The sequence below is a fragment of the Microseira wollei NIES-4236 genome, assembly GCF_020521235.1.
In the GTDB taxonomy this organism is placed as follows: domain Bacteria; phylum Cyanobacteriota; class Cyanobacteriia; order Cyanobacteriales; family Aerosakkonemataceae; genus Microseira; species Microseira wollei.
On the sequence record NZ_BLAY01000068.1, the window covers coordinates 25424 to 47776 of the forward strand.

The window sequence follows — 22353 nt, forward strand, 5'->3', positions numbered from 1 at the left end:
CAGTTGTGCTGCTTGAAGTAGATAAAAATTGGTTTTCTTAGATCTTGCACCTGACATGGGTCAGACAGGCAGGATGCCTATCCCACCTGCACAAGATGCCCCATGCCCTCTGCTCAGAATGTAAAGAAATCAACAAGTTCATTAACTTTAATTACAAAAAGTTAAACAAATTGCCATAATGAGCGCAATGGAAATGTGTCAATCTTAATAAATCCGTAACCTTGAGGGGCTTGGAAGCGATGAAGATTCTGGTATTGACTTGGGAATTTCCGCCTCGGTTAGTCGGGGGAATTGCACGCCACGTCGCAGAATTATATCCAGAACTGGTCAAATTAGGGCATGACGTCCACTTGATCACGGCGGAATTTGGAGAAGCACCGATGTACGAACTGGTGGAAGGCGTGCGCGTCCATCGGGTACCCGTAGGGTGGAGTCACGACTTTTTCCACTGGGTGGCGAACCTGAACGAGAGTATGGGTCGCCACGGCGGTAAAGTAATGTTAGAGGATGGGCCGTTTGATATCATCCACGCTCACGACTGGTTGGTGGGAGATGCAGCGATCGGGCTCAAGCATAATTTTAAAGTCCCCCTGGTAGCCACCATCCACGCCACGGAATACGGACGCCACAACGGTATCCATAAAGAGGAACAGCGCTACGTCCACGGTAAAGAAAACATCCTTTCCTACGAAGCTTGGCGAATTATTGTCTGTACCGACTACATGCGGCGCGAATTGCAACGCGCATTTAATACGCCTTGGGATAAGATGGACGCGATCTATAACGGCATTCGTCCGGAAAAAAAACTCCGCTGGCACGATTTTGATGCGTGGAAGTTCCGCCGCCGCTATGCCAATGATGAGGAAAAAATTGTTTATTACGTCGGACGCATGACTTATGAAAAAGGCGTTTCCGTGCTGTTAAATGCCGCCCCGAAAGTAATATGGGAAATGGGAGGTTTGGTTAAATTCGTCCTGATAGGCGGCGGCAATACCGACCACTTGAAGCGTCAAGCTTGGAACTTGGGAATTTGGGATAAATGTTATTTCACTGGCTTTATGTCCGATGAAGATTTAAATAAATTCCAAGCTATTGCTAATTGTGCTGTTTTCCCCAGTTTATACGAACCGTTTGGTATTGTAGCTCTAGAAAGTTTTGCCGCGCGCGTACCCGTGGTTGTATCGGATACGGGGGGTTTACCAGAAGTAGTGAAACACACCAAGAACGGTATCACAACTCGTGTCAACGACCCCGATTCCCTCGCTTGGGGTATTCTGGAAGTGTTGAAAAATCCCGGTTACTGCCAATGGTTGGTTGACAATGCTTATGATGATTTAGAACGGCGCTTTAGTTGGTCTAAAATCGCGCGGCAAACCGAGGCAGTTTATCAACAAGTGGCGAAAGAGCGATCGCGTGTTGATTGGTAATCCTACTCCTCAGTAGAGACGGGATGTCTCCCGTCTCTCCAATCATAGAAGGTAAATTAGCCCGTTACCCATCCATTGAAGAGGACGCGGGGACACGGGGAAATTCTGACGCGGGGAAACCCCATGCCTAAAGTCAGGGGATTCCAACAAGGAAGAATTTTCTCCCCTATTTCGGATAAATTCGGTAGGCTCAAAACCAGGTGCTTCGATCTTGGGAAGGGGTGCTTAGAGTGTCTCCCCAACTCCTTTGTCAGAGCATCTTCAAAGGTCAATCTGCGAGACTGAAAGCGGGTATTCCTGGAACACCTTAGCTCTTTATGCAACAGTTTCAGGACTTACGCAAGTGTCACAATAAAAATATCAATAGATGTTTGTAGTAGGCACTTTAGTGCCGATTGCAAGCGAGTGAGGGAAAGCCTTTAGGCTTTGTTTGTATAGCGGCAGCAAAAATGGCAGCGCGCTTGACAAACTCAGGTGTACCTCATCTGCCTGCAATCCGCTATAGTGCCGATCTTGAAGCGCTGTTCGCGTAGCGTGGCGTCAGCTATAGCACTTACTACGAACAAACTGATGTGCCAGTTGCGTAAGTCCCGAGTTTGTTTGGTATATAATACATTTGTACCTTTTATAATTTTAGGGAGCAGATATGGTAAATACTTTGGCAGAAGGCGACAACGGTCTAGTGCGGCTGGATTACAGCGATTTGTTGACTAAAATTTTAAAATTACTGCAAAATCACGATACCAAAAATCGCTTTAGTTTATCCAAAGATGGCAACCAATTGCTGATCGATCTTGACGAAATAGCTTTTCAGGTAGCGTCTTCAACGATTGAGAATCCCTTGGGAATATCTGCTAGCAGCGCTAAGTCCGCCAGCGTGAATTTAAGTCGGGGGGTCAAACCTTTTTTTATTAATCAAGTTCAGCAGATTAGAGATTGTTTAAAACAGCATGTAGAATCTTTACTTAAACAAGAGGGTCAAGATATATCCCTTGAGGACTATGTTAACAGCTTAGCTACAGAATTAAAAGAATTAACAGGTGAAAGCAAAACTTTGGGATTTACTTATCCTTTCGGGAAAACCCATGAAGGTTTGCAAAAGCAGCGATTAAGCGTGGAAAACAATGCTAGTAATAATTGCTTGCTCAAATCTCATAAGCTAACAATTACAGTAGAAAACACAAGTAAGTTTGACGAAGAAATACAAGCCAGTCTGAGAAATTTTATCAACCTCAAGTTTTCTTCAAATCAGCAAGAAGACCTGAATGATATTCTTGATGAGTTAGTAGCAGATCGCCAGTCTGATTTTTATATACTCAAGCGCCTGATGGATACAGAAGCGCTGGGAAAACTCCAAAGAGAAGCCAAGATTAAGTATTTAGAATTTTTGTTAGAACACCTGGATAAGTCCAGAGATGCTATCTACCTTAAAGACTTGATCCGAAGACTAAAATTAATCGAAGACTACATCAGCGATGTTGAAAAAGAGGACGGACATTATGAAGTCAATTATGCGGGAATATCAGTAAATTACAAAGATTTATTTTGCCGTGCTGAGGCGTTTGATATGTTACCTATTATTCCTTTAATAGTGGGTTATTTAGGAGAAACGACTGATGAAAATTCGGGTAAGCTACAGTTCATATTTGGACTTAAGCTCAAGTTAGGCGGTAAGGTTCAATCCCAAGGCGGAGAAACTGTTTTTGACTATTACCTAAATCAAATTGATTCTAACAGTACCGAACATAAAGAGAGCATTTCTGATTCGTCGTTCAAAAAGAAGTTTTTTGTAGAAAAAGTATTAAAAATAACTTTGTTATATTACTTTGTCTTTGCTAGTAGCGATCCCGCCGGGGAGGGTTACACACCAGAATCAGATCTAGAATACGATCCTAGATTGGTTTTTGACCAAAAAGTATTGCCGATATTAAAAGGTTCTGATGAAAATAAAAAACAAAGCATTTTGAGAGGACTGAAAAAGAAATTAGCGCAGTACAAGGTTAATGAGAAGGTAGAAAAGCTTAAGAAATTACTGCTGAGTTTGCTTCAGAAAGATACTTCTTTACAACCCCGAAATTATCCCCTGCATATCAGTCTTAAGAAAGGGATTTTGGAGCAAGATGCTAGCACTATTTCTAAAAATAGTACCTTGTTTAAAAGCGAATTAAGAGAAAATCCTAAAGCGGCTTTAAAATATATATCAGTTGGTAATTCCAGCGTCGATACAACTTCACTTTGTAATCTTACAGCCAACATCCAGATTAGCGAGATTCACTATTTCTCTACTGAGGATAGCCAAAGCTTCAGTATGGAGTACGATCTCAGAAATATTTACACAATACCTGTTCTTTTGGTTCCTCAAGACGATGATTGTAGAAAGATTGCTGAAAACATATCTCAAAACAATTTAAAACAGAAAAAGTTATTGGAATTTACCTATAACTATCAACGCCTGAGAGAACAAGTCTTTAACAATGAAGACTCACCAAAGGCTTTTGTTTATCGAGTGACTTTCTCTTTACTTGCTTATACGACGCTAAAAGTTTTACTTGATTCAGCAAAACGCCGGTTATTTATTCCCATCTTGCGACTGCATTTGAGTGACAAGCAAAACCCTGCACCGGAAGAAGAGTTTATGCGCTCTCTCTTTGCAGTATTATCCCATCTCTTGAATGAAAGACATCGCTCGAATTGTCAAGGATTCTGCATTAGAAGTATCAATCAGTATAAAATTCGTAATGGTCTGAGTTCGCTGTACTCAATTTTACCTAAGAAATTTAAGTTCAATACACCTCCTACGGAACACCAGCTAGACAAGCTAGCAATTATTGTAGTGTCTAGTCGAGAAAGCGATCGCAGCAGATCAAGCGATTATAAAATTGCCAACTTGATGGGAGAAGTTGTCGGAGTACAGCGTCAGTCTGATGGCACGATTCGATTATATATGAGCGGGAGTTTCTCTGATAACTATGGTAGCCAGGAAATTCACAATCATCCTGATGTTCTCATCGATGAAGTCAATAAGCTTTATCAACAAGGATACAGACACTTTTTGTACATTGCCAAGTCTCCCTATTGCAATACTTTAAACATGACCAAAACAGAAGAAGATGAAGAGTTATTTTTTATGTCAAAAGCTGTGATACGGTCTTTAAAGGGAGAGCGCGAAGACATCAAGATATACCCCATATTTTTTGACAAATACTATGCCGTAAATATCGGAAAGATTAAAGCTAGTTCATTGTACATACAAGATATATCAGAGTTAGAAACTTTGGTGAAAGACCCCAGTAAACAAGCCGTTGTATTTTTCAACCTCTTTAATGGAATTAAAGTCGGTAACGAGAAATACTATAACGGGGTTATTTCCTACGCTACCCTATTAAACATCTATGAAGGGATTTTAGATGACCAAGATATTCGTATGGGTTTGATGTATGATAATTCCCTAAAAAACGATTTGCTACAGTTTCTGACTCTATTCCATTTTTCTCGGTATGAGGCGGCGCCGACACAATCCCGTAATATTAGTTTTAAGCTCGATCCATATGAGAACCTTATAGGCGATGATAGCGTTGGATCATTGTCTATATTTAAAGACATGACAGGCAGAGTTAAGTTTAATTCGTTAGCCTTTTTAACAGAAGTGAGAAAAGCTTTAAACGTGCAGCCAGATAGTGAGGAAACATGAGGGGATACGATCTAGGACAAGAATTGGGTCGTTTGTTTGAAGTAGGGTTCAATATTGGGATGCTTGCCTATATTGAACAAAATCAGTTATCTCATAAATTTGGGAAATTATATCGTCAATATTTACAGCAGCTAAGTTTCCCAAAAATGCTGAAGCAACTAGCAATTAAAGCGGAAGTTATTAGCGAACAAAATAGACAGATTATTGGCAAGTGGGGGACTTTATTCTTACAAAAAAGCTTTCTGGCTGGTTTAAATTTTTTCAGCGAGTATATTAAATCTACAGGGTGGAAGAAACATCAGCTAAAGCGTCTAGAAATTTTGTACTACCAGTGCTGTTTTTGCGGTGACAACAGTCTAGGAACTATTAATAAAAGTGACGACGAAGTATTTAAAGAAGTTTTATCGCAGTTTGGCGAGATTGAAGTTGATATTAGTAAATATTCCGAGAAAGGAGAATTTTTACGTGCAGATACTTTGATTCTCATCCGGTGTGGAAAGCAGTTGAGGGTTTTGTGTCTGGATTATTCAATATTTTCGATTAAATCAATCCAGGATTTGGTGGATGTAGATAGCGTAGAAGTAATCCGGAGAATTTTGCTTAGTGAAATTAGATATTTAAAGTCGAAAAGTGTTTTTTGTAATTTAGGGTTAGATAGTAAAACTTCCGAACTAAATCTATCGGAAAATCTGGCACGGTACTTTACTGCTTTCAAGCGAGGGGACAAAGAAACTGCGAAGTTAATTCAGGCGGCGAGTTATGCTCATAGTTTTGCTGAATTCTTACGATCGCATAATTTTCTGACAGCAGAAACCGAGGTGATTTTTAATGTCGTGGGGTATAGCGATCGCGGAATTAGTGCGATGTCCCTGAATCGGGATAATTTAGATATTTTAGCAACCTGCTCTCACATTTACAAGCGCGATTCCAGCGATTTAGAAATTCAAGATGCTCGCCAGGAAGTTTTAAGATTAATTAAGCGAAACGCCGCTAAAAGTTTTCAAGATGGTAAAAATTTTATCAATAGACTTTTAGACGTTTCCCAAGATGGGATAACTTCTATTGTGCATCAAGATCGTGTGGAGAATTTTCTCAACTCAATCGATGCGATCCCGCCATATTTAGCAACACAACTTCAAGTTACCCCAAACTTAGATTTGAGACAAGCTCACGCAGAACTGATTACCAAAGCATTAGATTCTGATGTTACCTATATATTTTTAACAGGCAATCCAGGGATAGGTAAAACGACTGCGATCGCTAACTTTCTTAAAACTGAAAAATGCCTCAATGAAGGTTTTTTATTCTTTTATGTCAGTCCCCGAACGCAAGTCAATCTAGACATCATCGAAAAGTTTAAACAAACACCAACAAACTTATATGACGACCGGATATTTACCATCACCACTTCCGCCGATTTAATCAAAAATAACGGTGGACAATGTACGGTAAACTACCTTTCAAATCAGCGTGACGATAATTTTGTAGAGCAAACTGTACATTTTGTCAATCAAAATACACAATTAGTTTCTCAGGGATTATCTAAAAATCTTAAAAGACTAACAGAAGACCAAATTCAAGATGTATGTCAGCAAAACCGAGGGGTTTTAGATAGCATCTGCGAAGCCATCTACACCACGATCAACCGTAACCTTTCTCATAATATAGTAGCGACAGTTTCGATTCAATCTTTGAAGAAAACCCAAAGCGGAAGAGACACTTTATATCATTTTGAAAAAATCTTTAAATCTGCCTATAATTCTACAGAAGGTATGGTAATTACTTCTCAGATGAAACAAATATCAAGTAAAATAAAACATTTATTCATAATGATTGATGAAATCACAGGAGACGATAGCGGAGTAGAGTTCCTCAATGGAATTAGTAGGATTTTAAAAAATTATGGTTTAATCGATAGTCAATATGGTTTTAACACCAAAATTATTGTGTCTGATGCTTCAATTGTTGACCCAGATGTAATTAAGCAGCATTTAGAGGAAACAAAGGCAGAACCTAATAAAATATTTTTTAGGAAAGCTGCTGCTAAGGCTTCACCTTTATCAGTACAAACATTCCAGTTTAAAGACTTAAAGGCTAGGGTTATTAATGCTAACTCTTATCCAGCCAAAAGTTTAGAAATAAGCTATAAAATTTTTATCGAGTCTGTTAAGTTCAACGAACAGGTAAATCTTCCCAGAAAGTACGAGCTAGAGAATTGCGTTCAAAACCAGATTGTAGAAGACATAAATACCTTTTTAAACCAGCAAAATACCGCTCAATTGATTGTCTATATTCAAGATAAACAGAGATTGACTGACCTGATTGAAAAGATTAGAGAAGAGCGAGGCGAATTTATACAGCATCAAGACTACCTGGAGATTCACTCTGACTCCGAAAAACAACGAATTCACGAGTACATAAATCGCGTCCAAGTTATCTTTATGACTGCCTCAGCGAGTCGAGGTCTATCATTTCCTAAAGCTAAACATATTCTAGTTGATATTCCCCGGTTTGAAATTGAAAAAAACCTGATGGAAGTGATTCAGGTCATTTACAGAGGTCGTGGAAGTTACAACGAAGATGGCATCAAGAAAACTTTGGACGGTGAAGACAAGGAGCTAATTTTTTACTTGTCCGAGCAAGCTGTATATTATCCTAAAGACCGTCACTCATCCTTTCATAACTCTAGTAACGAGCAGCAGTTGTCTTTACAAGAAAGCGTGCTGAGTCTTTTGAACGTTCTGCTAATTTTAAAGACTTCCATTATGACGCGAATTTTTGGTTCTGGGTGCATAGGTCAAAATGATTTCATCACGATTCCAATCGGCGGAAAATCAGTATTTGCTGCGGGTCAAACTTTTAGTAGCAAGATGGCTACGCTGATTAAGCAACTCAAAAAAGAACACAAAAAGCGTCGTAACGATGAGTTGTTACAAGAGGTCTATACTACCTTAGAAGGTTTGCTAAGTTCAGCCGAAATAGTTTTGCGAGATTTGGCTAATTATAACGAGCAAGGACTTTCTTATCTGGAATTGCGCGAGTCATTTTATACTAAATTATTGCAGGTAGTAAATAATAGTTTAGATAGTTTACTAAGTTTTGTTCCAATTCAAACAGGTTATATCAGTGGCAGTTTGTTAGTTGTTCCTCTGGCAGGCAGAGCGGTAGAAGAAAAGTATAAAATGCGACTGGGACAGGAAATTGTGACTTTTAGTGACGGTAAATTACTCAATCAAATGTCCGAAATTAAAAATAGTACAACCTATCCAGATAGTCTACGTTCTGCTATTAAGGAGGCGATGGATTTAGTGAACTTGCTGGAGGAACAACCCAATAAGACACAAAAATTTGCACAGAACAGCCAGTATTCTGACCAGTATTATGCTTTACCCTTATTTATGTTTGTTAGCGGTGAGGCGATGAGTCAATATTTTGGCAGCAATGATGAAGAACCGGAAGATCAAAGGTTTCGAGATATTTTAGCTACGTATCTTAATTCTCTCTATCCTGTCAGTAATATTTTGCCGATTGGTCACAAATATAAGGATTTCCCGTTTCTGGTTTTTAGAAGCTACAGTTTAAATGAGATTAGAAGCAAACTTTTTACAGATAAGTATTTTCTAACTTCTAATGAATTGAATGTCCTAAACTTGATGCTTTCTCAAGACTCCCAATAGCTAAATTAACGTCGCGTGTTTTCCCGCAGGCGGGGTCAAAAACCGGGTTTCTGCGTCAATCTCGCTCGGATCGCCTTTGTTTTTTTGCGTAAGTCATGCTGATGATGATTTAGAACGGCGCTTTAGTTGGGCTAAAATTGCGGGGCAGACCGAGGCAGTTTATCACCAAGTGGCGAAACAGCGCTCGCCAGCTAATTGGTAATATTCTCTCCAGGAGAGAGGGGATGGATTCCCTCTCTACTTAAGCGAAATTTTAATCAATGCCGTAGCAAGTGGGCGAGACAGAAACAATGTGGGCAATATAACTCTGGATACCTGGGTGAATACCACGCCAGATTTTGCTAGCGCCATTGTTATCGAACCCCATGAACCTACCTACTGCTAAACCTACCCAATCCTTATCCCTCCAGTGGTTGCTCATCGTTCCCTTTGTGCTGCAAATATTCGGTGCTGTGGGATTGGTGGGTTACCTGTCTTTTAGAAATGGGCAAAATACCGTCAACGATTTGGCGAACCAGTTGATGGAGAAAACCACCGATGTTGTGGATGAACACTTAGACCACTATCTGAAGATTCCCCATCAGGTGAACCAGATTAATGCAGATGCGGTGCGCTTGGGTTTGCTTGATTTGCGAGATCGCAAAAAGGCAGGACAATATTACTGGAAACAGATGCAGGTGTACGACTTCACCTACATAGGTCACACCTCTGGTGATGGGACAGGTGCGGGTGCTGCTCGCTACGACGACAAAACTGTCACCATTAATGAACAGGTTTCGCAACCGCTTAAAAATTCATACACTTACACCACCGATGCGGATGGAAATCGCCAGCAACTTCTCTACAACGTTGATTTTGATGCCCTCAATCAGGCGTACCATAGCAATGTTGTCAAAGCAGGCAAACCCATTTGGTCGCGCATCTATACCTGGTATGAATCCACCGGGTCCATCCCTCCCTACATTTCGGCTTCGGCAAACTACCCCCTCTACGATAAAGATAAAAAGCTAATAGCAGTGCTATTCAGCGATTTTCACCTGCTGAAGTTGAGTGAATTTTTACGCAATTCCAATCCCAGTCACACGGGACAGATTTTTATCATAGAACGGAATGGCGCACTGATTGCCAACTCCGGGACGGAGAAACCCTACCGCATTCGCAACCACAAAATTGAACGCATCAACGCGATTGATAGTCCTAACCCTTTGGTACAAAGTGCAGCTAAACAACTTCAGCAACAGTTTAAAAACTTCCAGAGTATTGGTGAAATTCGCAATCTGCAATTTGACCTTGAGGGCGAACGGCACTATGTCCAGGTTATGCCCTGGAAAGATGCTTACGGGTTAGATTGGTTAGTAATAGTTGCGGTTCCAGCACGGGAATTTACTGCCGAAATTGATGCCAACACCCGCGATACCATCCTGCTTTGTTTGGCATCTCTCCTGATCGCCACTCTAATAGGATATTTGACCGCAGCCTGGATTACGCGCCCTATTTTAAAGCTCAGCCAAGCCTCAGAAGCCATTGCCAACGGACAACTCTATCAACAAGTTGAAATCTCCTACTTCAAAGAGTTAGGTATTTTGGCAAACGCATTCAACCAAATGGCACAACAATTGCGCGAATCTTTCACTGCATTAGAGGAAACAAATGTAGAACTCGAAGACCGAGTTGAGGAACGCACGGCTGAACTTAAAAACACCCTAACAGAACTGCAACGCACGCAAGCACAAATGCTCCAAAGCGAGAAGATGTCGGCATTGGGGCAAATGGTGGCGGGTATTGCCCACGAAATTAATAACCCGGTCAATTTCATTCACGGCAACCTCTCCCACCTGCAAGAATATGCTGAATATTTGCTGAAATTTTTGCAACTATACCAACAACACTCCCCGAATCCAGTCGCGGAAATTCAAGCCGAAGCTGAAGAATTGGATCTGGAGTTTTTACAGGAAGATTTGGTGAAAATATTGGGTTCGATGAAAGTGGGAACTGACCGCATTCGTCAAATTGTACTGTCGTTGCGCAACTTTTCGCGCATGGATGAAGCAGAATTTAAGGATGTCGATCTTCACGAAGGAATTGAGAGTACTTTGCTGATTTTGCAACATCGCCTAAAAGCTAGACTGGAACGTCCTGAAATTGAAGTGATTCGAGACTATGGCAACTTGCCCAAAGTTGAATGTTACGCCGGACCCCTGAATCAGGTGTTTATGAATATTCTGGTAAATGCGATCGATGCTATCGAAGAAGTTAATGCCAAGCGAACTGATCGGGAAATCAAAGATAATCCCGGTCGGATTACCATTCGCACATCTGTGGTAGATTCGCAATGGGTAGAAGTTGCGATCGCAGACAATGGTCCCGGCATTCCCGAACCCGTTAAACAACGCATTTTCGATCCTTTCTTTACTACCAAACCTGTGGGTAAAGGTACGGGGATGGGGATGTCGATCAGCTATCAAATTATTACAGAAAAACACAATGGCAAATTGGAGTGTTTCTCCACTCCTGGAAAGGGAACTGAGTTTGCAATTGTGATTCCCATCCAGCAACAAGTTCGTAGCGATGCCCCGTTGGCGAGCTAAACTTTAGACTGGGAAAGAGATGCAACTCGTAGGGATTTGATGGTGGCGATCGCATGTTGCGCCACTGTATCTATCTCTGCTTCTGTATTAAACCGCCCAATACCAAACCGAATCGAAGCATAAGCAAGCGCCTCCGAATGTCCCAGCGCCATCAGAACGTGGGAGGGACTCGTTTTAGTCGAGGTACAAGCAGCGCCGGAAGACACCGCCACAACGGGTTGCAACCCCAGTAACAACGCCGCACCGTCCACCCCCTCGACGCTGATATTCAGGTTACCCGGTAACCGCTGGGTATGATGACCGTTGAGAAAAATGTCCCCAATTGGGGATAAATTTTCCCACAAACGCTGGCGCAAGTTGGTCAAACGTTCCATTTCGCAAGGCATTTCCTCTAAAGCGAGTTCTACCGCACGAGCAAACCCGACTATTTGCGGCGGGTACAGGGTACCAGATCGCATTCCCCGTTCCTGTCCTCCCCCGTGTAACTGGGGTGCGAGTTTAACTCTGGGGTTGCGGCGACGGACGTAAATAGCTCCAATACCTTTAGGACCGTATATTTTATGAGCGGTCATCGATAAAAGGTCGATATTCATCGCCTCCACATCGAGGGGAATTTTACCCAATGCTTGGGCAGCATCGGTGTGAAATAATACCTGATGTTCGCGACAAATTGCGCCAATTTCTGCCAAGGGTTGCAACACGCCAATTTCGTTATTAGCTGCCATGACTGACACTAAAATAGTATCGGGACGAATTGCTGTTTCGAGTTCGGCTAAATCGAGCAGTCCGTCTGGTTGTACGGGGAGGAAGGTGATATCGAAACCGAGGGAGCGCAAATACTCACAAGGGTCGAGAACCGCGTTATGCTCGGTGACGACAGTAATAACGTGACGCCCTTTTTGGAAATAAGCTTCCGCCACTCCTTTTATGGCTAAATTATTTGCTTCCGTCGCCCCACTCGTAAAGATAATTTCTTCTGGTGTAGCGCCAATTGCTGCTGCTAAAATTGCCCTGGATTGTTTCACCGCTGCTTCTGCTTCCCAACCATAAACGTGGTTAATGCTAGCGGGATTGCCAAAGTGTTCTTTAAAGTAAGGTAGCATTGCCGCTAACACCCGTTCATCGACGGGGGTGGTTGCGTGATTATCGAGGTAGATGGGACGGTGAGACATCTGGGGAATTTTAGATTTTAGATTTTAGATTTTAGATTTTATTTGGGGATGGGGAACTGGAAAATGGCATAAGTTTTTCAGGTTAATCTTAGATTATTTTAGCAAATTTTTATAAAATTATACAAAATTGGCTTGATAGTCCTCTGGGTCTAAAATAAAAAGCGATCGCAACCACGAGTGGCAGATCTCGCGCCATACGGTTGCGATCGCAACGGGTGGAAATAAGCACAATGGCAGCAGATCGCATCTGCTTTCTGAACAAAATTAAAGCGAATTCCAGGGTTGCTTGCAGTCGCAAATAATACCGAAAATAGAGCGGGAGGCAGATAGCCCCGTATTTTTAAATCGGGGTGGAATGGCGACACGGGCAGATTTATCTGCCGTGCAGTCACCTTAGTTGTTACATAACTTATTATACAAATGCCATCTTTGAGGGAGATGAGGGAGATGAGGGAGATGATGCAGACAAGCAAAATTAGAAGAAAAATTAATATGTTGTAGCGAGAGCGGCTGATAACGATATCCTCAGAAAGTAGTTTCAAGTTGTTATTCCTCTGAATCGATATGCAGCCTGAAAATCCCCCAACAGCCACAAATAAGGCTGAAACGGAATTGCCGACCGTAGAGGTCAAAGTCCAAGCAGGAGAAACGGCGACGCCATCGGTGTCGTCAGAGGAACCCCCGAAGGAACAATGGCGGCAGGCAGTAGACCAAGTCTTAAAATTTGTAGATACGCCGCCAGATTACGTCAGCAACTTTTTTACGACATACAAGCGACCCCTGATTACCGTTGGTTTAATTCTGGCAGGCTTTGTCAGCGTTAAAGTCTTATTTGGTTTGCTCGATGCGATTAATGACATTCCATTAGTAGCACCAACCTTGGAGCTAATTGGGATAGCATACACGGTTTGGTTTATTTACCGCTACTTGCTGGGTGCTAGCAACCGCAAAGAATTACTCGACCAAATTCAAAACCTGAAAAACTACATTGTTGGGAGTTAATGGGTAATGGGTAATGGGTAATGGCTAATGGCTAATGGCTAATGGCTAATGGCTAATGGGTAATAGTAAGGGAAAGGGTTTCGCTCCCTTCTTACTCTCCCAATTACCTATTACCAATTACCTATTACCAAATTATTGCGATCGCCAAATTCTAATCGTCTCATCTCTAGACCCGCTACCGGCACTGACAATAATTTTCCCATCGCGGCTAAAAGCAAGGCTACGCACTTGATCTGAATGTCCGGAAAGGGTTTGCAGCAATTGTCCCGTATTCATATCCCAGCGTTTAATATTACTACTTTCATCGCCGCTGGCAATTGTTTTACCATCGGGGTTAATCGCCACAGTAAAAACCGGACTTTCATCTTGCAGCGTGCGAATAACTTCGCCATTATCCAGATTCCAAATTTTAATTGTCTTGTCGTGGGAACCGCTCACCAACATTTTACCATCGGGACTAAACGCCACCGACCAAACGGCATAAAAAGTATGTCCCTTCAAACTGCGAACCAATCTACCAGTACTCAAATTCCAAATTTTAACCGATAAATCTTGATTGCCACTTGCCAAACTTTTCCCATCCGGACTAATAGCAACCGATAAAATCATACCCGAACGAGGAGAAAGGGTACGCTGCAATCCTCCAGTACTTAAATTCCAAATTTTAATCCTGCCATCTCCACTTCCACTCACTAATGTTCGACCATCTGGACTAATGGCAACTGAATAAATTCCGCCCGAATGTCCGGATAAAGTCCGTCGCAATCTACCCGTTTCTAAATTCCAAATTTTGAGAGTTTTATCGCTACTGCCGCTCACTAAAGTTTTACCATCTGGACTAATGGCAACTGCTAAAACTGGGTTAGTATGTCCCGTTAAAGTCCGCCGCAGTTCACCCGTTTCCAAATCCCAAATTTTAATACTTTTGTCGCTACTGCCGCTGACTAAAATTTTACCATCCGGACTAATCGCAACTGTCCCCACTCCGCCTGCATGTTCTGTGAGGGTTTTAGTTAGAGTAAAATTGGTTGCGTCAGTATTTTGGGATGGGGCAGTCGCTGGCGGCGTGGGTGAGGCTGCTTGCGCCACCGTGCGTCCATAAATTTGGGTTCCGGTTAATACCAACAAAAGCAGCCCCATACTGACGAGGATTTGATTTTTAGGCTTTAAGAAGCGGATGAGGGTTGAAAATTTTGGCATCAGCGGCATTTTATCACTCCATTTTGACTTAGTATAAGTATTTTGTGCCAAAGGTCAACTACCCTGGTAAGGATTGCGCTAACCGACAAATAGTTTACATTACCGTCAGGGGCGATGCGAGCGCAAGTTTTGATAAAAGCAAATCCGCGCACTACTTCCCCCTTTTTAAACGAACCGCCAAGAAGCCAAGAACGCCAAGAAGAAGAGATAGAATAAAGAGGGTTTCTCAGAGCGGATTGGGTATGATTCATTTAAGAGCTATTTGTCAAAAAGCTGTTAAAAATTCTAGCATTTTATTTCCTTTCAATCTGGCTTTAATCAAAAATTTAAAATCAATTAACTTGCATCAGCCTGTAACTTTATTTGTGGGGGAAAATGGGTCGGGAAAGTCAACGTTGTTGGCAGCGATAGCAGCAGGTGTAGGAGCAATAACCGTGGGTGGAGAAGACATTCAAACGGACAAAAGTTTAGACCCCGCCAGACGCTTATCCAACCAGTTAAAATTTGTTTGGAATAAAAGAACCACGCGGGGATTTTTCCTGAGAGCAGAAGACTTCTTCAACTTTGCCCGACGCCTCAATAATATGACAAAAGAACTAGAAGAACAAGCTTCAGAGTATGAAGGAAAATTTAGTGGATATGGCCTTCAATTAGCCAAGGCAGCAGTTTTGGGACAAAAAGCAGCTTTAGTGAGTAAATACGGGGATAATTTAGATGTTAATTCTCACGGCGAAAGTTTTTTAAAGCTTTTTCAATCGCGTTTTGTTCCTGGTGGATTATATCTGTTGGACGAACCTGAAGCACCCCTCTCGCCACTGCGACAATTAGCATTTTTATCAATGCTAAAAGATATGGTAAACCAAGATAGTCAATTTATTATTGCGACTCACTCTCCCATTCTCATGGCCTGACCCCAAGCATCTATTTTGAGTTTCGATAGCTATCCAGTTAAAGAAGTAGCCTACGCTCAACTCGAACAGGTTACTTTAACAAAAGCTTTTTTGAATAATCCAGAATCATACTTGCGGCACTTGTAAAGAAACCAGAAACCCGGTTTCTTCGAGAAACCGGGTTTCTAGGACATCTGCAAACAAAACAGCTCGAATATTCGCTACCCTACAAAGAGGGGTATTCACAGGCTAAACAATGACCGAAGACATGCAACGCGAATTTGCCAGTCGCGAACAGATGGTAGCCTATCTGCGCGAACAATTTCCAGCAGCAGCGACGCGGGATGACCATATTAGCGAGACTCTAGGTGGACGTAAAGCTGCTCTTAAAGTACTTGCAAAAGTAGATGCGGCACGCTATGGAAAATCTCGTAATTTCCTTACTGGTGCAGTAACGCGCTTATCTCCTTACCTGCGTTATGGCGTGCTGAGTTTAGCAGAAGTTCGCGATGCCGTACTCAAGAAAGTTAATCATAAAGATGAAGCGAATAAATTAGTCAACGAACTAGCTTGGCGCGACTACTGGCAACGGTTGTATGCTGAATTAGGGAATGATATTTGGAAAGATCGGGAAGAGTATAAAACGGGTTACGATGCTAAAGCTTATGCCGATACTTTACCGGAAGATATCGCCAAGGGCAATACGGGTTTAGTTTGCATTGATAGTTTTAGCCGCAACTTGCGGGAAACTGGTTACCTGCATAACCACGCGCGCATGTGGATGGCTGCTTATATCGTGCATTGGCGGCGCATCCGTTGGCAAGCGGGTGCGAAGTGGTTTTTGTCACATTTGTTAGATGGAGATCCTGCTAGTAATAATTTATCTTGGCAGTGGGTTGCTAGTACTTTTAGCCATAAGGCGTATTTTTTTAATCGGGAAAATTTGGAAAAATATACAGAGGGGGTTTATTGTAAAAAATGTCCTTTTTACGGACATTGCGATTTTGAGGGAAGTTATGAGCAAATAGAAAGACGTTTATTTCCTAAAACCGAACCGTTTGAAAATCGCAGCGGTAGCCAAAGTTGGCAACAGGGGAAAAGGCGGCAGTAGTCTGTTTAAAATCAGCGAGGCAGATCCTCTAAAAGTTCATTCCTAGGTTGAACCTGGGAACGAGAATAACCGAGGATCCGCCTCTAAAAGTTCGTTCCCAGGTTGAACCTGGGAACGAGAAACCAGAAAAATTACCATGAGCAATAATCCGATTGTTTGGGTTCACGGTGATTGTTTGAGTCCTGATGGCCCTGCACTGCAAGAATATCCGAATGCACCGGCAATTTGGGTTTGGGATGATGCTTTGTTAGAAGAGTGGCAAATTAGTCTCAAACGCATTACTTTTATTTACGAATGTTTGTTAGAGTTGCCTGTAGTTATTCGGCGGGGTAATGTGGCGACTGAGGTGGTAGCTTTTGCCAAGTCACATAATGCTGATTTGGTTGTGACGGCAGAAAGTCCGAGTCCTCGGTTTGTTGCTATTTGCGATCAAATTGAGCAATCTATCCCCGTGGAAGCGTTCGCAGTCGAGCCATTTTTGGAATATGACGGTTATATTGACCTGAAGCGCTTTTCGCGTTATTGGAAAGTTGCCGAAAGGTATGTTTTTGAGTAAACCGATATGCACACCCCTAGCACTCGCGTTCGCCAGCTTCAACCTAGTTCCTCAGCATCAGAAAGATCGCTTTCTGATTCAATTTGTTCAAACTTTACTTTATTGTACAAATCGAGCCGGGAAATTTGAAAGGGAACTGAGGTTAAGGCGATGACTTCATCTTCTTCATCATATTCGCAAAGTTCCCATCGCTTGTTCCCGGTCTTAGAATACTGTTCTACTCGAATACGGGTTTGATCGATTAATAGATACTCTCGAAAAGTTTCTATTGTTCGGTAAGCTTCAAATTTGTCTTCGCGGTCGTATCCTTTGGTGGATTTCGACAAAACTTCTACGCTCGCATGTGGATTTAAAATTATATCTGTACGGTTATTGAAATACTCTGGTTCGCCAGCGACAATCATCACATCTGGATAGGTGTAAATCCGCCGCTTGGGTATCCACAAACGAACATCCCCCATGAAGACTTCGTAATCTTGCTGTCTGAAGGCAAAATTTAGAGAAGCACTAAGATTGAGTGCAATTCGATTGTGATTTGTCGTTCCGCCTGCCATAGGTATGATTTGTCCGTCAATGTATTCGCTTTTGTAGTCGGCAGCTGCTTCTAGTTGCAGGTATTGCTCTGGGGTGTAATATTGCCGTTGTGTTACTTGCATAGTTTTGTCAGGATGCGAACGCGAGTGCTAGGGGTGTGCATATCGCTTCTACCATTCTAAGCAGCTACCAGGGAGAGGCAGAGGAAAACGCAAGACTAAGCGCAATTAAATCTGGTAGGTTTTTAACACAGTCTTTTTGTAGCGCGGTAGGTTGCTGCCATGCGCGATCGCACAAAACTTCACCAGAGATGAGTATGGAAACACTCAAAGGACGAGATTTATTAAGTCTGGCAGACCTAAACGCCAGCGAGGTCGGCGAACTTTTGGAATTGGCAGCGCAAATGAAAGCAGGAACAGTCCATCGGCGCTGCAATAAAATTCTCGGTCTGTTGTTCTCGAAAGCTTCCACCCGAACGCGGGTTAGCTTTACCGTCGCGATGTATCAGTTAGGCGGACAGGTAATCGACTTAAATCCCAACGTCACCCAAGTCAGTCGCGGCGAACCTTTAATCGATACGGCGCGGGTGTTGGATCGGTACCTCGATATTGTGGCAATTCGCACCTTCGATCCCAAAGATTTGGAAACGTTTGCCGATTATGCCAAAATTCCGGTAATTAATGCCTTGAGCGATCGCGAACATCCCTGTCAAATTTTGGCAGATTTACTCACCGTGCAGGAATGCTTTGGTTCCCTCGCTGGTGTCACTTTAACTTATCTCGGCGATGGCAATAACGTCGCGAATTCGCTGCTGTTGGGCTGCGCTCTGGTGGGGATCAATGTCAGAATTGCTACACCGTCTGGCTACGAACCCGACGCGGAAGTTGTGCAACAGGCAGTTGCGATCGCTAATGGTGGTTCTGAAGTGACAATAACCACCGATCCCATTGCCGCTGCTAAAGGCGCTCAAGTCCTTTACACCGACGTTTGGGCAAGCATGGGACAAGAAAACTTAGCCGATCAAAGGATGCCCGTTTTTCAACCTTATCAATTAAACGATGAATTGTTGAGTTTATCTGACAAAACGGCGATTGTGTTGCATTGCTTACCCGCACACCGAGGGGAAGAAATTACCGATGCCGTCATGGAAGGAAACCAGTCGCGAGTTTGGGATCAAGCTGAAAACCGAATGCACGCACAAAAAGCTTTGCTCGCTAGCTTGCTTGGCGCAGATTAGATCCTGTGCTTTTGACCCATGACCATTAGACCTCAAGAGAAAAGAAACTCACAAGCAGGCAGGATGCCTACCCCACAAAAGATGTGGTCGAAGTCTAATGGGTGCGATCAAAACCGGTTGAAGATCGAGAAAAGAAACCGGGTTTCTATGAAAAACGGTTTCTTTGCCTAATTCCTGGCGCTCGAGGCCAGAAACCGGGTTTCTATGCCAAGAGAGCTCCGCAGAAACCCGGTTTCTTTGCGTATCAACGACTTGCGATCGTACCATAACCAATTACCAATTACCAATTAGCAATTAGCAATTAGCAATTAGCCACTAGACAAATATAGGGCTTTAATAGTACGAATGTTCTATAGGAAGAGTTTTGAGTTTTAACTCTCGCCTTCACGGGGAGGCAGGTTTACAGATATAGTTCGTTTGTATCGCCCAAATTCAGACTTAAACCCGCCTCCAAAAACTCGCGTACCATTTCTAACCAATATTTATGGAACCTCTAACAGAAGCTCAACAAGAACTTTACGACTGGCTAGTAGACTACATTCGCCAACATCAACATGCACCTTCGATCCGGCAAATGATGCGCGCGATGAACTTAAGGTCACCCGCGCCGGTTCAGAGTCGTCTAGAACATTTGCGTTCTAAAGGATACATTGATTGGACAGATGGGCAAGCCCGTACAATTCGGATTTTAAAACAAAGCACAGGAGGAATTCCGGTTTTAGGAGCGATCGCAGCGGGAGGTTTGGTAGAACCCCATACCGACACGGTAGAACGACTCGATTTTTCCAGTTTATTCTTCCCGCCGCGATCGTTTGCGCTGCGGGTTATGGGAGACAGCATGATCGAAGATCGCATCGCCGATGGAGATATGGCGATCATGCAACCCGTATCAGAACCCAGTCAAATCAAAAACGGCGCGATTGTGGCGGCTAGGGTAGAAGGAATTGGCACCACGTTGAAGCGCTTTTACCGCCGGGGAGAGAAAGTCATCCTCAAACCCGCCAATCCCAAATATCCGCCGATTGAAGCACCCGCCGACCAAGTTCAGGTGCAAGGCGTATTAGTTGGCGTCTGGCGTCGGCTAGACGTGCCGCTCAAACCAGCTACCACTTCCTCCCAGCGATAAGCACGCCTCCGGATAAAGGCTCTCTCCTGTGGGAAGATCGCTCAAGGTTAAGAGAATTATCCCTCCAGGGAGGATCGTTTGAAAGCAATTCAATCTTGGTTAAAAGTATTTGAGAGTCGCAAAATGGCGGCTCTTTTATTATTGGGCTTTTCATCGGGGTTGCCCTTTTTATTGACTAGAAGCAACCTGCAAGCGTGGATGACGAAAGAAAACGTCGATATTACGGCGATCGGACTGATTAATTTGGTAGCCTTGCCTTACTCGTTAAAGTTTGTTTGGTCGCCGTTGCTAGATAGGTTTGTGCCGCCATTTTTAGGGCGTCGTCGTGGCTGGCTGATTTTAACCCAAATTGTGTTAGCGATCGCGATCGCGGCAATGGCAATCCAAAAACCCGCCCAAGCGTTACAACTTGTGGTGATCAACGCCGTAGTCATAGCCTTTTTTGGTGCTACCCAAGATATTGCTGCCGATGCTTATCGCACCGATGTATTAGAAAAACTAGAAATGGGAGCCGGTGCTGCCGTTTTCGTTTTAGGATACCGCATAGCCGTCTTAGTTACGGGTTCGGTAGCCTTCATCCTAGCGGATCAAATGCCTTGGCCCATCGTTTACCTATTAATGGCGGTGCTGATGGTAATCGGAATCGTGGCTACTATTTTCGCACCGGAACCCATTTTAGACCACAACCGCCCCGCCTCGTTAGCAGAGGCAGTAATATTGCCGTTTGGAGAATTTTTTCAGCGCAATGGTTTACTGTTGGGCGTCTTAACTTTATTGTTCGCCATCCTCTACAACCTGGCTGATGCCTTACTTAGCAGTTTATCTACGCCGTTTTTGCTCAATACTGGCTTTTCCCAAACCGATATTGGTGCGATTCGCGGCGGGATGGGTTTAATTGCGACAATTGTCGGAACTTTAGCGGGCGGATCGATTGTCAGCAAGCTGGGCATTAATCGATCGCTGTGGATCTTTGCCGCACTGCAAGCTTTGAGTAATTTCAGCTACTTTGCGATCGCCGTCGCGGGTAAAAATTATCCGTTATTGGTATTGGGCATCAACGTAGAAAACTTCTGCGGCGGGATCGCATCAGCGGGTTTTGTTGCTTATTTAATGAGTCTTTGCAACCAGCGCTATTCTGCTACCCAATATGCCTTGCTCACCAGCTTCATGGCTTTTAGCCGCGATGTGTTGGTATCGCCTTCTGGCTTTTTACAAAAAGCCACCGGGTGGCCTGTATTTTTCCTGATTACCATTGCAGCAGCTATACCCGCGTTTATTTTGCTACCAGTGGTTGCGCCTTGGAAAGCCGAACCAGCCCCCATGCCTAGACCAGGACTCGATGATATGGCTGATGAGTAATTTTTTGAACCTTTTACTTTTGGGTGGTGTCTAAACTACACGATCGACGATGCCTGCGTCGTTGCGATCAAAATCTACCACTAGCAACAAAAGTAACTTGATGAAGAAACTATATCTGGTTATACCTGGAGCTTTAGCTTTAGCACTCGCAGTTTCCCCCGTGCTACCTGTCCTCACCGAACCAGCTTCTGCTCTCCCTGGAGAGGTAGCCGAGAGGCGAGGTGAAGGATGGGGCAGACGCCTCAACCTCACCGAACAGCAACAAGCTCAAATGCGGCAAATCCGAGAATCAACCAAAGCCAAAATCGATCGGATTCTCACCTCAGAACAGCAAGCAGAACTTCAGCGTGCAAGACAAGAGCGCCGGAGGCCAAATTTGACCCTCACTGACGAGCAAAAGGCTCAAATGAGGGCAATTCGGCAAGAAGCCCGACGACAAATGGATGCTGTCCTGACAGCAGAACAAAAGCAGCAGCTGGAACAGATGCGGCAACAAAGACCCCAGCGTCGCCAGCAACCCTCCCCGTAGGGCGGTAGGGCGGTAGGGAACATGAGGTAGGGGCACGGCATGATCGGTAGGGGCTAAGGCTAAAGTAAGCTTTGTCGCTAAAGGCAAAGTTTTTTGAATGCCGTGCCCCTACCATGTTTGGCTGACGGCAGAACAAAAGCAGCAGCTGGAACAGATGCGGCAACAAAGACCCCAGCGTCGCCAGCAACCCTCCCCGTAGGGCGGTAGGGCGGTAGGGAACATGAGGTAGGGGCACGGCATGATCGGTAGGGGCT

General features: G+C 43.5%; 17 protein-coding genes. 12 read left to right on the forward strand and 5 right to left on the reverse strand.

What is annotated here, in order from left to right; all coding sequences use genetic code 11:
• The first annotated feature begins 239 nt into the window (after positions 1-239).
• Positions 240-1427: a glycosyltransferase family 4 protein gene (locus MiSe_RS22145; RefSeq protein WP_226584969.1), complete on the forward strand. Its 1188-nt coding sequence runs from the start codon at positions 240-242 to the stop codon at positions 1425-1427.
• A gap of 56 nt (positions 1428-1483) precedes the next feature.
• On the opposite strand, the gene MiSe_RS22150 is transcribed toward MiSe_RS22145, so the two are convergent.
• Positions 1484-1621 carry a hypothetical protein gene (locus MiSe_RS22150; RefSeq protein ID WP_226584971.1) on the reverse strand — a complete coding sequence of 46 codons (138 nt, stop codon included), beginning with the start codon at positions 1619-1621 and terminating at the stop codon, positions 1484-1486.
• A gap of 452 nt (positions 1622-2073) precedes the next feature.
• Here MiSe_RS22150 and MiSe_RS22155 point away from each other — a divergent pair, with 452 nt between their 5' ends.
• From MiSe_RS22155 to MiSe_RS22165, 3 genes are all read left to right on the forward strand, one after another.
• Positions 2074-5118 (forward strand): hypothetical protein, encoded by a 3045-nt coding sequence (locus MiSe_RS22155; protein WP_226584973.1) that lies wholly within the window; start codon positions 2074-2076, stop codon positions 5116-5118.
• Entirely contained in the window at positions 5115-8795 is a 3681-nt protein-coding gene (locus tag MiSe_RS22160) for a helicase (protein ID WP_226584974.1), read from the forward strand. The genes MiSe_RS22155 and MiSe_RS22160 overlap by 4 nt, the downstream gene beginning before the upstream one ends.
• A 365-nt stretch (positions 8796-9160) precedes the next feature.
• Positions 9161-11383, forward strand: a complete 2223-nt coding sequence (locus MiSe_RS22165; RefSeq protein ID WP_226584975.1) for a sensor histidine kinase — start codon at positions 9161-9163, stop codon at positions 11381-11383.
• Here MiSe_RS22165 and MiSe_RS22170 read toward each other — a convergent pair.
• Positions 11380-12555, reverse strand: a complete 1176-nt coding sequence (locus tag MiSe_RS22170) for a cysteine desulfurase family protein (protein ID WP_226584976.1) — start codon at positions 12553-12555, stop codon at positions 11380-11382. The two genes, MiSe_RS22165 and MiSe_RS22170, sit on opposite strands and share 4 nt — an antisense overlap.
• 149 nt (positions 12556-12704) lie before the next feature.
• Positions 12705-13097, reverse strand: coding sequence for a hypothetical protein (locus tag MiSe_RS22175; protein ID WP_226584977.1), 393 nt, complete (start codon positions 13095-13097; stop codon positions 12705-12707).
• Between the two features lie 22 nt (positions 13098-13119).
• Between MiSe_RS22175 and MiSe_RS22180 the strand changes: the two genes are divergently transcribed.
• Positions 13120-13557, forward strand: coding sequence for a CAAD domain-containing protein (locus tag MiSe_RS22180; protein WP_226584978.1), 438 nt, complete (start codon positions 13120-13122; stop codon positions 13555-13557).
• 132 nt (positions 13558-13689) lie between these two features.
• On the opposite strand, the gene MiSe_RS22185 is transcribed toward MiSe_RS22180, so the two are convergent.
• On the reverse strand, positions 13690-14808 hold the full coding sequence (locus MiSe_RS22185) for a WD40 repeat domain-containing protein (protein WP_226584979.1): 1119 nt from the start codon (positions 14806-14808) through the stop codon (positions 13690-13692).
• Between the two features lie 191 nt (positions 14809-14999).
• On the opposite strand from MiSe_RS22185, the gene MiSe_RS22190 reads away from it, so the two are divergent.
• From MiSe_RS22190 to MiSe_RS22200, 3 genes are all read left to right on the forward strand, one after another.
• On the forward strand, positions 15000-15668 hold the full coding sequence (locus tag MiSe_RS22190; protein ID WP_226584980.1) for an AAA family ATPase: 669 nt from the start codon (positions 15000-15002) through the stop codon (positions 15666-15668).
• 235 nt (positions 15669-15903) lie between these two features.
• Positions 15904-16758, forward strand: coding sequence for an FAD-binding domain-containing protein (locus MiSe_RS22195; protein ID WP_226584982.1), 855 nt, complete (start codon positions 15904-15906; stop codon positions 16756-16758).
• Positions 16759-16894: 136 nt separating this feature from the next.
• Positions 16895-17314 carry an adenine nucleotide alpha hydrolase family protein gene (locus MiSe_RS22200; protein WP_226584984.1) on the forward strand — a complete coding sequence of 140 codons (420 nt, stop codon included), beginning with the start codon at positions 16895-16897 and terminating at the stop codon, positions 17312-17314.
• A 38-nt stretch (positions 17315-17352) separates the two neighbouring features.
• Here the strand turns inward: MiSe_RS22200 and MiSe_RS22205 are convergent, their stop codons facing one another.
• The gene (locus MiSe_RS22205) at positions 17353-17970 is read right to left on the reverse strand and encodes a Uma2 family endonuclease (RefSeq protein ID WP_226584986.1); all 618 of its coding nucleotides are present in this window, start codon (positions 17968-17970) and stop codon (positions 17353-17355) included.
• Between the two features lie 194 nt (positions 17971-18164).
• Here MiSe_RS22205 and argF point away from each other — a divergent pair, with 194 nt between their 5' ends.
• The 4 genes from argF (at position 18165) to MiSe_RS22225 (ending at position 22099) form a co-directional block, all read left to right on the forward strand.
• Complete coding sequence (argF, locus tag MiSe_RS22210) at positions 18165-19085, forward strand: ornithine carbamoyltransferase (RefSeq protein WP_226584988.1); 921 nt, start codon at positions 18165-18167, stop codon at positions 19083-19085.
• A 484-nt stretch (positions 19086-19569) separates the two neighbouring features.
• A complete protein-coding gene (lexA, locus tag MiSe_RS22215; protein WP_226584990.1) occupies positions 19570-20211 on the forward strand; it encodes a transcriptional repressor LexA in 642 nt (213 codons plus the stop codon).
• A gap of 78 nt (positions 20212-20289) precedes the next feature.
• On the forward strand, positions 20290-21570 hold the full coding sequence (locus MiSe_RS22220; protein WP_226584992.1) for an AmpG family muropeptide MFS transporter: 1281 nt from the start codon (positions 20290-20292) through the stop codon (positions 21568-21570).
• Positions 21571-21670: 100 nt separating this feature from the next.
• Positions 21671-22099 carry a Spy/CpxP family protein refolding chaperone gene (locus MiSe_RS22225; RefSeq protein WP_226584994.1) on the forward strand — a complete coding sequence of 143 codons (429 nt, stop codon included), beginning with the start codon at positions 21671-21673 and terminating at the stop codon, positions 22097-22099.
• The last annotated feature ends 254 nt before the right edge of the window (positions 22100-22353 follow it).